The sequence below is a fragment of the Streptomyces sp. NPDC039462 genome (genome assembly GCF_055639375.1).
On sequence record NZ_JBVKAO010000001.1, the window covers coordinates 57,378 to 72,518 of the forward strand.

Consider the following 15,141-nt stretch of genomic DNA (forward strand, 5'->3'; position numbering starts at 1 on the left):
CCCTCACGGTGTCCTGGTCGGAGGGGCGCACCGGGCGACCCGTTCGAGTGGCTCGGCGCGCGCCGTCACGTGCTGACAAGACGCGCGCTGATAGCGGTGGTTCATGCTGCTCACCCCTCGGACCACGGCCTCCCGGCCGAAGGCCCTCCGTACCCCCCGCATCGCCGCCGCCCTGATCGCCGCGGCCGCGTCCACCGCGCTCCTCGCGGCCGGCGCACCGTCACCGGCCACCCCGCTCGGCATCGGCGACCGGCTCTTCCCGCACCTGGGCAACCCCGGATACGACGTCGAGACGTACGACATCGCCTTCGCCTATCACGGTGACAACCGCAAGCCACTGGACGCCGTCACCAAGATCTACGCCCGCGCGACCGACCACCTGGAGCGCGTGAACCTCGACTTCGCGCACGGCACAGTGCGCTCCGTCGAGATGAACGGCGAGCGCGCAAACTTCGAAAGCAGCGGCGAGGACCTGGTCGTGACGCCGACCACGTCGGTCGGGCGCGGCGACCGGATGATGATCACCGTCCGGCACACCAGTGACCCGGTGCCCGCGAAGGGCACCGAGGGCGGCTGGCTGCGCACCGGCGACGGACTGGCCATGGCCAACCAGGCGGACGCCGCTCACCGGGTCTTCCCCTGCAACGACCATCCCGCGGACAAGGCGGAATTCACCTTCCGGATCACCGCGCCCCAGGGGCTCACCGCTGTCGCCAACGGCCTCCCGGCCGGCACGACCCGGAACGGCGCCGCCACCACCTGGGCGTACCGCTCCCACCACCCCATGGCGACCGAGCTGGCCCAGGTGTCGATCGGGCGTTCCACCCTGGTGCACCGGGAGGGGCCGCACGGCCTTCCGGTACGCGACGTGGTGCCCACCAAGGACCGCAAGGTCCTGGAGCGCTGGCTGAAGAAGACGCCCGGCCAGATCGGCTGGATGGAGCAGAAGGTCGGCCGCTACCCCTTCGAGGTGTACGGGATCCTGGTCGCCGACGCGAGGACCGGCTTCGAACTCGAGACGCAGACACTCTCTCTCTTCGAGAGAGACATCTTCACCCGTCCCGAGTACCCGGAGTGGTACGTCGACGCGATCATGGTGCACGAGCTGGCACACCAGTGGTTCGGCGACAGTGTCAGCCCGAAGTCGTGGTCGGACCTCTGGCTCAACGAAGGCCACGCCACCTGGTACGAGGCTCTCTTCGCCGAGGAGAAGGCGGATCGGCCGCTGGCCGACCGGATGCGGAACGCCTACCGCCATTCGGACCGGTGGCGCGCGGCCGGCGGGCCCCCGGCCAGGCCGAAGGCGCCCGCGCCCGGACAGAAGATCAGCATCTTCCGTCCCGTCGTCTACGACGGCAGTGCCCTGGTGCTCTACGCCCTGCGCCAGGAGATCGGCCACGAGGCCTTCGACCGCTTGGAGCGGGAGTGGGTCCGCATCCACCACGACGGCAACGCCGAGACCGCCGACTTCGTGCGGCTCGCGTCCCAGGTGGCCGGGCGTGATCTCGGCGGATTCTTCGACGGCTGGCTCTACGGCGAGAAGACGCCGCCGATGCCGGGGCATCCGGAGTGGAAAACCGGGAAATAACCCGGATGACGAGACGGGCCGTGCCGTGCAACCATCATCGGGTCGACGGCACGCCCGTCAGGGACATCCCCTCGGGGACATCTCAGGGCACCATCGGCCGGTTCCGGGAATCTCCGGACCACGCCGGGCGTTGTCGACTGTGACGGATCCCGCATCCGTCGCCTTTCCCATCGACGAATCGACGTAAGGACCAAATGACCTCCTCTTCTTCCCCTTCCCAGGACGCACAGAGCTTCGCGCAGAACTACCCCGAAGGTCTTCGGGCCGATGCCCTGATGGAAGAGGACGTCGCCTGGAGCCACGAGATCGACGGAGAGCGGGACGGCGAACAGCTCGACCGCTCCGAGCGCGCGGCTCTGCGCCGCGTCGCGGGCCTCTCCACCGAGCTCGAGGACGTCACCGAAGTCGAGTACCGACAGCTCCGCCTGGAGCGAGTCGTGCTCGTCGGAGTGTGGACTTCGGGAACGGTCCAGGATGCGGAGAACTCCCTCGCCGAGCTGGCCGCCCTCGCCGAGACGGCGGGCGCGCTCGTGCTCGACGGCGTCGTCCAGCGCCGCGACAAGCCCGACCCCGCGACGTACATCGGCTCCGGCAAGGCCCTGGAGCTGCGCGACATCGTGCTCGAGACCGGAGCCGACACCGTCGTCTGCGACGGTGAGCTGAGCCCCGGCCAGCTGATCCACCTCGAAGACGTTGTCAAGGTCAAGGTGGTCGACAGGACCGCCCTGATCCTCGACATCTTCGCCCAGCACGCCAAGTCCCGAGAGGGCAAGGCGCAGGTCGCCCTCGCGCAGATGCAGTACATGCTGCCGAGGCTCCGCGGCTGGGGTCAGTCGCTCTCCCGTCAGATGGGTGGCGGCGGCGGTGGCGGCATGGCCACCCGTGGACCCGGTGAGACCAAGATCGAGACGGACCGGCGACGGATCCGCGAGAAGATGGCGAAGATGCGCCGGGAGATCGCGGAGATGAAGACGGGCCGCGACATCAAGCGGCAGGAGCGCCGGCGCAACAAGGTGCCCTCGGTAGCGATCGCCGGCTATACGAACGCGGGCAAGTCCTCGCTGCTCAACCGCCTCACAGGCGCGGGCGTACTGGTGGAGAACGCGCTGTTCGCCACCCTCGACCCCACCGTGCGCCGGGCCGAGACGCCGAGCGGCCGGGTCTACACCCTGGCGGACACCGTCGGGTTCGTGCGGCATCTGCCGCACCACCTCGTGGAGGCCTTCCGCTCCACGATGGAGGAGGTCGGCGACTCGGACCTCATCCTGCACGTGGTGGACGGTTCGCATCCGGTGCCCGAGGAGCAGCTCGCCGCGGTGCGCGAGGTGATCCGCGACGTGGGCGCCACCGACGTGCCCGAGATCGTCGTGATCAACAAGGCGGACGCGGCGGACCCCCTGGTCCTCCAGCGCCTGCTGCGCAACGAGAAGCACGCGATCGCGGTCTCCGCGCGGTCCGGTGCCGGAATCGAGGAGCTGCTCGCGCTCATCGACACCGAGTTGCCGCGCCCCGAGGTCGACATCGAGGCCCTCGTTCCGTACACCCACGGCCAGCTCGTCTCGCGGGCGCACGCCGAGGGCGAGGTGCTCTCCGAGGAGCACACCGGCGAGGGCACGCTGCTCAAGGCCCAGGTGCACGAGGAGCTGGCCGCGGAGCTCGCTCCGTATGTGCTCGCCGCGCACTGAGCCGAGCGCCTGACCCGGTAGCGCACGTGGCGAAGGCCCGCCCCCTTTCGTAGGGGGCGGGCCTTCGCCGTGTCAGGTGTGCCGTGCGGCTACTGAGCGCCGTACTTCTTGCTCATCATGTCGTAGACCTGCTCGGCGCCCCTGCCGAGCTGGGGGCCGGCCAGCCAGGTGTTCTCGGCCGGGCCGATCGAGGTGTTCGACACGAGCTTCGTCTTGCCGCCCACCATCCGGAACCAGCCGCCCCCGGACGAACCGCCGGTCATGGTGCAGCCGATGCGGTACATCGTCGGCAGGGACGGCGACAGCGAGAGCCGACCCGGCTTGTCCACGCACTTGTGCATGTTCAGGCCGTTGTACGGCGGGGCGGCCGGGTAGCCCCAGGCGCCCATCGAGCTCACGCTCTGCGCGGCCGGGGTCGAGAAGTCGACGTCGAGCGCGTTGCCGACCGTCTCCTCCAGGGACTTGCCGCCCTGCTCCGGCTTCACGTGCATGACGGCGTAGTCGTACGTCGCACCCGCGCCACCCGTCGGACCGCCGTCGTTCATCCACTCGCTCGAGGTCGAGACCCAGTCCGCCCAGTACTGGCCGTAGGGGGCGATTTCCTGCGGGGCCGCGTTGCGCAGCTGGGCCTCGGACTTGCCCAAGTCGTTGTAGGACGGCACGAAGGCGATGTTGCGGTACCAGCCGCCGTTCTGGCCGGCGTGCACGCAGTGGCCCGCGGTCCACACGAGGTTGGACTTACCGGGGTTGCGCGGGTCCTTCACGACCGTGCCGGAGCAGACCATCGACCCCTCGGGGGAGTCGAAGAAGATCTTGCCGACCGGGGCGGCGTGCTTGTGGTACGGCGTCTTCTCGGGCTTGGCCTGGACCGGAGTCGGCTCCGGATCGGTCGCGCCTTGGCCGGCGGACGCGTCCTTCGCGGCGATCGTCTTGTTCGGGTCCTTGGCCTTCCGCATCCGCTCGGGCTTCCAGAGCCCTTCGATGACCGGGTTGGCGAAGTCCTTGGCCTCGCGCACCCAGTCGTCCTTGTCCCAGTTCTTCCAGGCGCCGTTCTTCCAGTCGTCCAGGTTGATCCCGTTGTCCTTCAGCTTGTCGGCGAGGCCGTCGGGAAGCTTGGTGTCGGAACCGGAATCGGAGCCGTCGGCTCCCTGGGACTCGGAGCCGTCGGCTCCCTGGGACGTGGTGGTGTCCGGCTTGTCGCTCGCCTTGTCGTCGCTCGGGCCACAGGCCGTGGCGGTGAGCGCCAAGGTCGCCGCGAGCCCGGTGGCGGCGAGCGCGACCCGCCGTCCACGGCTGCGCGCCAACGGCGCACGAGTGGAACGCATGGTGCTGGTACCCCCGTTGAAACGTGTGATTGCCATGTACGTGTCATGCATCGGCGCAGGGCTCCGTGGCACCCGCTGTGACGCGACACCTCACTATGCCTGTGAGGTTGGGGACGAACGGCGGCGGGGTCGTGAAGGTTTTCGGCGCCCCGCCGCCGTGCTTCTCCAGCGGACTTCTCCGCTGGGCTTGTCTTCCGGCTTTGTCTCCCGGGGCCGCCGCGGGCTTGTCTCCCGGGCCTGCCCCAGAGGGGTGTCTACTGGTCGGCGAACTTCTTGCTGACCGCGCTGTAGATGCCCTTGGCCTCCTTGCCGAGGCGCGGACCGGCCAGCCAGCCCGCCGTCACCGGACCGATGGAGGTGTTCGACACCAGAGCGGGCTTGCCGTCCTGGCCCTCGGCGACCCAGCCACCACCGGACGAACCGCCCGTCATGGTGCAGCCGACGCGGTACATCGTCGGGTCGGGCTTGCTCAGCGAGAGCCGGCCCGGCTTGTCCGCGCACTGGAACAGCTTCTGGCCGTCGTACGGCGGCGCCGCCGGGTAGCCGGTCGCCGTCATGGTGTCGATCTGGGGCACCGCCGGGGCGTCGAAGTCCACCGGGAGCGCCGAACCGACCGTCTCCTCGAGCGACTTGCCCTCGCTGCCCTTCTCCGGCTTCACGTGAATGACCGCGAAGTCGTACGGCGCACCCTTGCCGCCCGTCGGACCGCCCTGCTCGATCCACTGGTCGGAAGTCTGCGCCCAGTCGCCCCACCACACGCCGTACGGAGCGACCTCTTCCTTCGGAGCGTTCTGCAGCTCCTCGGCCGACTTGCCGCTGTTGTTGTACGAGGGGACGAAGATCATGTTGCGGTACCAGCCGCCCTCGGCGCCCGCGTGCACGCAGTGACCCGCGGTCCACACCATGTTGGACTTGCCCGGGTGGGCCGGGTCCTTCACGACGGTCGCGGAGCAGACCATCGAACCCTTGGGGCCGTCGAAGAAGAGCTTGCCGGACTCGGCTGCCCGGTCGTGGTACGGCGCGCTCACGGCGGCCGCCCGCACGGGCTTGGGCGTCGGGTCGGTGACGCCCTGGTCACCGGAGATGTCGCTGTCGTCGACGCTCCGGTCGGGGTTCTTGTCAGCGTCCCGCATCCGGTCCGGGTCCCAGAGGTCCTCGATGATCGGGTTGACGAAGTCGCCGGCCTCGCGCAGCCAGTCGTCCTTGTTCCAGTTCTTCCAGGCGCCGTTCTTCCACTCGTCCAGATCGATCCCGTTGTCCTTGAGCTTGTCCTTCCAGGCGTCCGGGATCTGGATCTTGTCGTCACCGTTGCTGTCGCCGGGCTGTGCCGAGGACGAGTCGCCGCCGGCGTTGTCCTCGGTGGGACCGCAGGCCGTGGCGGTCAGAACGAGCGCCGCGCCGAGCGCCACAGCCGCCACGGGGGCGGTCCTGGTGCGCGCGCTCCTCCTATTGCGAACGGTGAAGAGCGGACGTATGGGTCGCATCGTGAGAATCCCCCTGGGCCTCGAAATTGTTTCAAAGTGCTGGACATCCGGGTGTGGAACACCCGTCGCCACCGGTGCGGCACCCCTTGGCCATGCTTGCGTTGGGTTTGCTCTGATTTGCTCGGGGGAGCGGTGCACCTGTCGCTGATGAACGGCCCCCACACTATGCCGGTGCCGTTGGGGACGGCCGACGGAAGGGCAACGGTTCCGTCACGGCAAGGATCTTCGGGTTGCCCGTGATCCCCCGGCGTTTTCGTCGTTGGTACGTACGGGGGAGTCGCGGCCTGCGTTCATCCCCCTGCCAACTCGCCCGCGCAGCCGCCCACATGAGCTCCCCGAGCCGCATCGGACGGACGCGCTCGTCCGCAGCGGGAGGACCAACAGTCGTGGCCGTGACCGAGCCTGCGCCCGCGGCAGTGTCCGCAGGGAACTCCGCAACGCAGTCCGTGGCGCAGTCCATGGGGCAATCCACCGCGCAATCCGCAGCCCACGAGGGGATCCTGCGCCGCCAGTCGGCGCGCGAGTCCGCGGCGCGTACCTACGCGCGCGCCCTGCCGATCGTGCCGGTGCGGGCCCGCGGCCTGACGATCGAGGGCGCGGACGGGCGACGCTACCTCGACTGTCTCTCGGGCGCCGGGACGCTGGCCCTCGGCCACAACCACCCCGTGGTGCTTGAGGCGATCCGGAAGGTCCTCGACTCCGGGGCGCCGCTGCACGTCCTCGACCTGGCCACACCGGTCAAGGACGCCTTCACCACCGAGCTGTTCCACACGCTGCCGCGGGGCCTCGCCGAGCGTGCGCGCATCCAGTTCTGCGGCCCCGCGGGGACGGACGCGGTGGAGGCGGCGCTGAAACTCGTCCGTGCCGCCACCGGCCGCAGCCACCTGCTCGCGTTCACCGGCGCCTACCACGGGATGACGGCCGGGGCGCTCGAAGCATCCGGCGGCGCATCCGATGTACGGGTCGCGCGCCTGCCCTATCCGCAGGAGTACCGCTGCCCGTTCGGCCTGGGCGGCGCGCGCGGCGCCGAGCTCTCCGCCCGGTGGACCGAGAACCTCCTGGACGACCCCAAATCAGGCGTGACGACACCCGCCGGCATGATCCTCGAACCGGTCCAGGGCGAGGGCGGAGTCCTCCCCGCTCCCGACGCCTGGCTCCGCCGGATGCGCGAGATCACCGCCGCGCGTGACATCCCCCTCATCGCGGACGAGGTACAGACGGGCGTCGGCCGCACCGGAGCCTTCTGGGCCGTCGAGCACAGCGGCGTCGTCCCGGACGTGATGGTTCTCTCCAAGGCGATCGGCGGCAGCCTTCCCCTTGCCGTCGTGGTCTACCGGGACGACCTCGACGTCTGGCCGCCCGGCGCGCACGCCGGCACCTTCCGCGGCAACCAGCTCGCCATGGCAGCGGGCGCGGCGACCCTCGCCTACGTCCGCGAGAACGGCCTCGCCGAACGCGCCGCCACCCTCGGCGCCCGCATGCTCGCCCAACTACGCTCCCTGGCCGCCCAGCACCCCTGCATCGGCGAGGTCCGCGGCCGGGGGCTGATGATCGGCGTGGAACTGGTGGACCCGGCTGCGGAGCCAGGGGGGCCGGATTCGATGGCCGGACCGAAGGTGAGGCCGGAGCCGGGAATGATCCCGTCACCCACCACGCCTACCACGCCCACCGCGCCCGCCCCGCAAGGGCGCCCAGAGACTCCGTCAGCGGTCACCCGGGCCGGAGCCGCGCCCACCCCGCCAGGCGCCACCCGGCTCAGCCCACCCCAGGCAGCCGCCACCCGGCTCAGCCCACCCCCGGACGACCCCTTCGCCGCCTCACAGCCCCGCCCACCGGCCCCCGATCTGGCCGCGGCCGTGCAGCGCGAGTGCCTGCGACGTGGCCTCATCGTCGAAATCGGCGGCCGCCACTCCAGCGTCGTACGACTCCTGCCTCCCCTCACCCTCACCGACGAACAGGCGACCGCGGTCCTCGACCGCCTCGCCGACGCGCTGGCCACCGCGGCGCGTGCCCACCACGCATAGCCAAGACGGACCCGGGCCGCTCCGGCTGACACGAGTCGCCGAGCGCGTACCCGTCCCGTTGCCACACGGAGCCCCGAACAACCTCACAAGGAAGCCCTCTTGAACGCCACCCCCGCATCCGAAGGCCGCCCCCAACCCCACGCCCCGGGTGCGTGCGGCGCACACACCTCACTGGTGGCGGAGTCCAACACGGTCCCCCGGCAGAAGGGTGGCGGCCAGGACGCCGAACGCCTGCGCGGCACGTCCACCGACCTGTTGGAGCACCCCGACCCGCACGTCGCCGCACAGACCGCGGCCGTCGAGAACCTCCTGCGCTGCTGGGTCAGGGAGAACAACATCCCCGCTCCGGACCGCGGCGTCCTGCGCATCCCTCTCCAGGCCAGCGGAACGGCCCTGCTCGTCCCCGTGCACTACTGGTCGGCCACCGGCTGGCACCGCTTCAGCCTCCCCTATCTCGAGGACGGCCCTGCGAGCGCCCCACCCGTGGACGCCGTCACCGTCGCCGCCCTCCTCGGCCGCGAGACGGCCCGCCGCGCCACGGATCCGCCACCGGACGGTGCGACCGAAACGACTGCACCGACCGAATCAGCCTTGACTGAAGCGGCCGAGCCGGGCGAGCCGACTGACCCGGGCGACGGTGCCGACCTGGTCGGCCGGGTCGCCGACTCGGTCCGGCGCACAACCGCGTTCATCGCCTACCGCCGCAACAGGCCCGACGACGAGCCCGACCTCTTCCTCGCCGCCGAACAGTCCCTGCTCCTCGGCCACCCCCTGCATCCGACCCCCAAGAGCCGCGAGGGCCTGTCCGACACCGAATCCCGCCTGTACTCCCCGGAGTTGCGCGGCGCCTTCGCGCTGCACTGGCTGGCCGTCGACCGCTCCGTACTCGCTTCCGACTCGGCCTGGACCGAACGCGGCCGCGCCGTCCCCGCCGACCAGCTCACCGCCCGCCTCGCAGGTCCGGACCTGCCGCTCCGCGACGATCGCGTCGCCCTGCCCGTGCATCCCTGGCAGATCCGCGAGCTCCGGCACCGCTCCGCGACCGCCGCGCTCCTCGACGCCGGACTGCTCCAGGACCTCGGCCCTCATGGCGCCCCGTGGCACCCCACCTCCTCCGTCCGCACCCTGTACCGCTCCGGCGCGGCCGCCATGCTGAAGCTCTCGCTCGGCCTGCGCATCACCAACTCCCGCCGGGAGAACCTCCGCAAGGAACTGCACCGCGGCGTCGAGGTCCACCGGCTGCTGCGCAGCGGCCTCGGCGAAGAATGGCAATCGGTCCACCCCTGCTTCGACGTGGTGCGCGACCCGGCATGGCTCGCCGTCACCGGTCCCGACGGCACGCCGGTCCTCGGGCTCGACGTCATGATCCGACACAACCCCTTCCGTCCCGGTGACGACGCCACCTGCATCGCCGGCCTGGTCTCGCCGAGGCCCACACCGCTGCCCGCCTGCCAGGAACCTCGTGCGATGCGCTCCCGGCTCGCCGAGACCGTCACCCGGCTCGCCGGACGAACGGGCCGGTCCCGGGGGGCCGTTGCCACCGAGTGGTTCCTGCGCTACCTCGAAGCCGTTGTGCGCCCTGTGCTGTGGCTCGACAGTGAAGCGGGCGTCGCCCTGGAGGCGCACCAGCAGAACACCCTCCTCCTGCTCGACCCCGACGGGTGGCCCGTGGGCGGCCGCTATCGGGACAACCAGGGCTACTACTTCCGCGAGTCCCGCCGCGCCGAACTCGAACGACGCCTTCCCGGCATCGGCCAGGACAGCGACACCTTCGTCTCCGACGAGGTGACGGACGAGCGGTTCGCCTACTACCTCGGCATCAACAACGTGTTCGGCCTCATCGGAGCCCTCGGCGCCGAACGGCTCGCGGACGAACGGCTCCTGCTCGCCGCCTTCCGCCGCTTCCTCGGCGATGTCGCGACAGGGCCCGACAGGCTGCGCAGCTCTCTGCCCACGACCCTGCTCGACTCACCCGCGCTGCGGTGCAAGGCCAACCTGCTGACCCGGTTGCACGGCCTCGACGAGCTCGTCGGCCCCGTCGACACCCAATCCGTCTACGTCACCATTCCCAACCCCCTTCATTCCTGAGGAACATGCCCCACCTCTGCTGACAGGAGCGACGACGTGCCTCCCACCGATGCGAGCACCGATGCCGGGACCGAATCCGCCGCTGCCGGCGCCGACTGCACGGACACCCTCGACCTGCGCCTGCCCGAGGAGCTCGTCGCCCTGCTGGCCGAGGGCGACGGGCATGGGGCCGCGGTGGAGGACGATCTCCTGGACGGCGTCGGAGGCTGGGGCCCTGTCACCACTGCCGCCGGTGTCTTCCAACTCGTACCTGTACGTCTCGAACGCGACCTCCCGCTGATCAGCCGATGGATGAACGACCCCGCCGTGGCGGCCTTCTGGGAACTGGCGGGGCCCGAAGCCGTCACCGAGGCCCACCTGCGCCGACAGCTCGACGGGGACGGGCGCAGCGTCCCCTGCCTCGGCGTGCTCGAGGGCATGCCGATGAGCTACTGGGAGATCTACCGGGCAGACCTCGACCCCCTGGCCCGTCACTACCCCTCGCGTCCGCATGACACAGGAATCCACCTCCTCATCGGCAGAGTCGCCAACCGCGGCCGAGGCCTCGGCACCTCGCTGCTCAGAGCCGTCGCTGACCTGGTGCTCGACCGTCGCCCCGCATGCGCACGCGTCGTAGCTGAACCCGACCTGCGCAACACCCCCTCCGTCTCCGCATTCCTGAGCGCCGGCTTCCGCTACTTCGCCGAAGTGGAACTGCCCGACAAACGCGCGGCCCTCGTGGTCCGTGATCGGGCCCTGCGCGCCGTGCTCTGACCCGATCACTCTTAGTACACCGCTCGCCCCGATCCGGTTCCCTCCCCGAGGAGTCCCCGTGCCGAATCCGTCCCCCAGCCCGATTCCCAGCCCCTCCGCAGAGCTGTACGACCCACCCGAGCTGACCCAGGACAGATGGCGCGAGGCCGGGCGCCGCTTGCTGGCCAAGATGATCGGAGAATTCGCGTACGAGGAGATCATCCGGCCCGTACCCGTACATACAGCCATTCCCGTACACGCGCCCATGCCCGTATCCGCACCCGAACCCGCATCCGCAGCGGACGGGAAGGTGGGCACCTACCGGCTCCACCTCGAACCGGCCGAGCCGGAGGAGCCCGCCGCGTCGGTGGGGGAGCAGGACGGGGCAGCCATGCCGACGGGGGAGCAGGACGGGGCAGCCACGTCCACAGGTGAGCCGAACGGGACGGCCAGGGCGGCCCGGCGGCAGGGCGCCTGCCTCACTTTCCGCGCGCGCCGCGGCTCGTACGGCAGTTGGCATGTGGACCCGGTCAGCCTGACCCTCACCGAGGGCGACGGGCCGGCCGTCTCCTTCAGCGACCCCCTGCGGTTCCTGGTCATGGCCCGCAGGACCCTGGGCCTGGACGGTGCCACACTCGGACACCTGATCCGCGAGCTCACCGTCACGCTGAGCGCCGACACCCGCATAGATCACACGGCGCTCAGCGCCGCCCGACTGGCCGACCTCGGCTACGCGGAACTCGAGGGGCACCAGACCGGCCATCCCTGGCTCGTCCTCAACAAGGGACGCATCGGGTTCTCCGCCTGCGACACCGATCGATGGGCGCCCGAGGCCCGCCGCTCCACGACTCTCCCATGGATCGCCGTCCACACCAGTCTCGCCGTGTACAACGGGGTCACGGGACTGGAGACCGCGCAAAGCCTCTATGCCCGCGAGCTCTCCGCCGCCACCCGCACGTCCTTCGCGGACTTACTCCGCGCACGCGGACTCAATCCGCAGGAGTACCTCTACCTCCCCGTGCACCCCTGGCAGTGGGACGAGATCGTGCTGCCGCTCTTCGCTCCGTCCATCGCCGCGGATGCCATCGTCCCGCTCTGCAGTGACGGTGACCTACGCCTGCCTCAGCAGTCCATCCGTACGTTCCTCAACGCTTCCCGCCCCGACCGGCACACCGTGAAGCTTCCGCTGTCGGTCCTCAACACGCTCGTGTGGCGAGGTCTCCCCACAGGCCGCACGGTCGCCGCGCCCGCCGTCACGGCCTGGATGCACGCGCTGCGTGACGCGGACCCCTTTCTGCGCGACGAATGCGGAGTGATCCTTCTGGGTGAAGTCGCGTCGGTGGCCGTCGAGCACCCTCTGTACGACGAATTGGCGGAAGTGCCCTACCAGTACAGGGAATTGCTGGGCGCCATCTGGCGTGAGCCGGTCAGCCGGTACCTCGCACCGGGTGAACGCGCCCGTACGCTCGCCTCGCTCACGCACACCGACCCCGACGGCCGTGCGTTCGTCGCGGAGCTCGTGGAGCGCTCAGGGCTGACTCCCAGGGTATGGCTGAAGCGGCTCTTCGCCGCTCTGCTGCCTCCGCTGCTGCACTTCCTGTATCGCTACGGCACAGTGTTCTCCCCTCACGGGGAGAACACCATCGTCGTCTTCGACGACAAAGACGTCCCCGTCCGGCTGGCGGTGAAGGACTTCGTGGACGACGTCAATGTGAGTGCCGTGCCGCTTCCCGAACAGGACTCGATGCCGGACGACGTCCGCGACGTGCTCCTCACCGAGCCCCCCGGCTTCCTCACCCAGTTCATCCACTCGGGTCTCTTCGTAGGCGTCTTCCGGTATCTCGCGCCCCTCTGCGAGGAGCAACTCGGCGTTCCGGAGCACGACTTCTGGTCCTGTGTGCGTGCGGAGATCCTCCGGCATCAGGCCCGCGCCCCGGAGCTGAAGGAGCGGTACGAGATGTTCGACCTGCTCACACCCCGTATCGAGCGGCTCTGCCTGAACCGGAACCGGCTCCACCTCGACGGGTACCGCGACCGGCCCCAGCGCCCGCACGCCGCCGTGCACGGAACCGTGCCCAACCCTCTCCACCAGCCTTGATCGCCGGATTGTCAGTGGGGCACCGTAGGGTGGTCGCGCTATGACGAAGCCCTCCCTCCCCGAGCTCCTGCACGCCGCCGTCACCGCTGTCGGCGGCACGGAACGCCCTGGCCAGGTGTCCATGGCCGAGACCGTCGCCGAGGCGATCGACGACGGCTCACACCTGCTGGTCCAGGCCGGCACCGGCACGGGTAAATCCCTCGGCTATCTGGTGCCGGCCCTGGCCCACGGTGAGCGCGTGGTGATCGCGACGGCCACCCTCGCCCTGCAGCGCCAGCTCGTGGAGCGAGACCTGCCGCGCACGGTGGACGCGCTGCATCCGCTGCTCCGCCGCCGCCCTCAGTTCGCGATGCTCAAGGGCCGCTCCAACTACCTGTGCCTGCACCGTCTCCATGAGGGCATGCCACAGGACGAGGAGGAGGGGCTTTTCGATCAGTTCGAGGCGGCCGCTCCCACCAGCAAGCTGGGCCAGGACCTGCTGCGCATGCGGGACTGGGCGGACGAGACCGAGACCGGCGACCGCGACGATCTGACCCCTGGGGTGTCCGACCGTGCCTGGTCCCAGGTCTCCGTCTCCTCCCGGGAGTGCCTGGGCGCTTCGAAGTGCGCCTATGGGGCGGAGTGCTTCGCCGAGGCGGCCCGCGAGCGCGCCAAGCTCTCCGACGTCGTCGTCACGAACCACGCGCTGCTCGCCATCGATGCCATCGAAGGCGCACCCGTGCTGCCCCAGCACGAGGTGCTGATCGTGGACGAGGCCCATGAGCTGGTCTCCCGCGTCACCGGCGTGGCCACGGGCGAGCTCACCCCGGGGCAGGTCAACCGCGCCGTGCGGCGTGCGGCGAAGCTCGTCAACGAAAAGGTGGCGGACCAGCTCCAGACGGCGTCGGAAGGTTTCGAGCGCCTGATGGAGCTGGCTCTGCCGGGTCGCCTGGAAGAGATTCCCGAGGACCTCGGATATGCGCTGATGGCCCTGCGGGACGCCGCCCGGGGGGTCATCACGGCGCTCGGTTCGACCCGCGACAAGTCGGTCCAGGACGAGGACGCGGTCCGCAAGCAGGCGCTCGCCTCCGTGGAGTCGATCCACGACGTGGCGGAGCGCATTACGAACGGCTCCGAGTACGACGTCGTCTGGTACGAGCGCCACGAACGCTTCGGCGCCTCACTGCGTGTGGCCCCCATGTCCGTGTCGGGCCTCCTGCGGGAGAAGCTCTTCGCCGACCGCTCGGTGGTCCTCACCTCCGCCACGCTCAAGCTGGGCGGCGATTTCAACGGCGTGGGGGCCTCGCTCGGCCTGGCACCCGAGGGCACCGAATCCGAGGACGCCCCGGTCTGGAAGGGCCTCGACGTCGGCTCCCCCTTCGACTACGGCAAGCAGGGCATCCTGTACGTCGCCAAGCACCTGGCCCGGCCCGGGCGTGAAGGCACCCGGAGCGACATGCTCGATGAGCTGGCCGAACTGATCGAGGCGGCCGGTGGCCGCACGCTCGGCCTGTTCTCCTCCATGCGGGCCGCTCAGGGCGCGGCGGAGGAACTGCGGGAGCGACTGGACATGCCGATCCTCCTCCAAGGTGAGGAGACCCTGGGTGAGCTGATCAAGGGCTTCGCGGCGGACGCGAAGACGTGCCTCTTCGGGACCCTCTCGCTCTGGCAGGGCGTCGACGTGCCCGGTCCCAGCTGCCAGCTGGTGATCATGGACAAGATTCCGTTCCCGCGCCCCGACGATCCGCTGATGAGCGCCCGCCAGAAGGCGGTCGACGAGGCCGGCGGCAATGGCTTCATGGCGGTCGCGGCCACCCATGCGGCACTACTGATGGCGCAGGGTGCGGGACGTCTCGTACGGGCGTCCGGCGACCGCGGGGTGGTCGCTGTCCTGGACCCCCGGCTGGCCACCGCGCGCTACGGCAGCTACCTGCGGGCTTCGCTGCCCGACTTCTGGTACACGACGGACCGTAACCAGGTACGTCGCTCTCTGGCCGCGATCGACGCTGCGGCGAAGGCGGACGGGGCGTAGCGGGGCAGGGCTGTGGCGACGGGGGCGCTGTGGCCGCCGGGCTGCGGCCACTCAGGCGGCTGCGCCCGCCGAGGTTCGCCCGCTCTGTGGGCGTCCGGCTCCAGAC

General features: G+C 70.3%; 9 protein-coding genes. 7 read left to right on the plus strand and 2 right to left on the minus strand.

The window, feature by feature from the left end:
* Window positions 1–103 precede the first annotated feature (103 nt).
* Both ACZ7LU_RS00245 and hflX read left to right on the plus strand, forming a co-directional pair.
* Window positions 104–1,588 carry a M1 family metallopeptidase gene (locus ACZ7LU_RS00245; protein WP_471915185.1) on the plus strand — a complete coding sequence of 495 codons (1,485 nt, stop codon included), beginning with the start codon at window positions 104–106 and terminating at the stop codon, window positions 1,586–1,588.
* A gap of 194 nt (window positions 1,589–1,782) precedes the next feature.
* Window positions 1,783–3,273 carry a GTPase HflX gene (gene hflX, locus ACZ7LU_RS00250; protein WP_398305017.1) on the plus strand — a complete coding sequence of 497 codons (1,491 nt, stop codon included), beginning with the start codon at window positions 1,783–1,785 and terminating at the stop codon, window positions 3,271–3,273.
* An 89-nt stretch (window positions 3,274–3,362) separates the two neighbouring features.
* Here hflX and ACZ7LU_RS00255 read toward each other — a convergent pair whose 3' ends face one another.
* Together ACZ7LU_RS00255 and ACZ7LU_RS00260 are read right to left on the minus strand one after the other, a co-directional pair.
* Window positions 3,363–4,598 (minus strand): trypsin-like serine peptidase, encoded by a 1,236-nt coding sequence (locus ACZ7LU_RS00255; protein WP_471915186.1) that lies wholly within the window; start codon window positions 4,596–4,598, stop codon window positions 3,363–3,365.
* Window positions 4,599–4,852: 254 nt separating this feature from the next.
* The gene (locus tag ACZ7LU_RS00260) at window positions 4,853–6,082 is read right to left on the minus strand and encodes a trypsin-like serine peptidase (RefSeq protein WP_468305795.1); all 1,230 of its coding nucleotides are present in this window, start codon (window positions 6,080–6,082) and stop codon (window positions 4,853–4,855) included.
* Between the two features lie 458 nt (window positions 6,083–6,540).
* On the opposite strand from ACZ7LU_RS00260, the gene ACZ7LU_RS00265 reads away from it, so the two are divergent.
* The 5 genes from ACZ7LU_RS00265 (at window position 6,541) to ACZ7LU_RS00285 (ending at window position 15,035) form a co-directional block, all read left to right on the plus strand.
* On the plus strand, window positions 6,541–8,106 hold the full coding sequence (locus ACZ7LU_RS00265; RefSeq protein WP_471915187.1) for a diaminobutyrate--2-oxoglutarate transaminase family protein: 1,566 nt from the start codon (window positions 6,541–6,543) through the stop codon (window positions 8,104–8,106).
* Between the two features lie 99 nt (window positions 8,107–8,205).
* On the plus strand, window positions 8,206–10,194 hold the full coding sequence (locus ACZ7LU_RS00270; RefSeq protein WP_471915188.1) for an IucA/IucC family protein: 1,989 nt from the start codon (window positions 8,206–8,208) through the stop codon (window positions 10,192–10,194).
* Between the two features lie 36 nt (window positions 10,195–10,230).
* Window positions 10,231–10,947, plus strand: coding sequence for a GNAT family N-acetyltransferase (locus tag ACZ7LU_RS00275; protein WP_471915189.1), 717 nt, complete (start codon window positions 10,231–10,233; stop codon window positions 10,945–10,947).
* 58 nt (window positions 10,948–11,005) lie between these two features.
* Window positions 11,006–13,024, plus strand: coding sequence for an IucA/IucC family protein (locus ACZ7LU_RS00280; RefSeq protein ID WP_471915190.1), 2,019 nt, complete (start codon window positions 11,006–11,008; stop codon window positions 13,022–13,024).
* Between the two features lie 40 nt (window positions 13,025–13,064).
* Entirely contained in the window at window positions 13,065–15,035 is a 1,971-nt protein-coding gene (locus ACZ7LU_RS00285) for an ATP-dependent DNA helicase (protein ID WP_398305038.1), read from the plus strand.
* The last annotated feature ends 106 nt before the right edge of the window (window positions 15,036–15,141 follow it).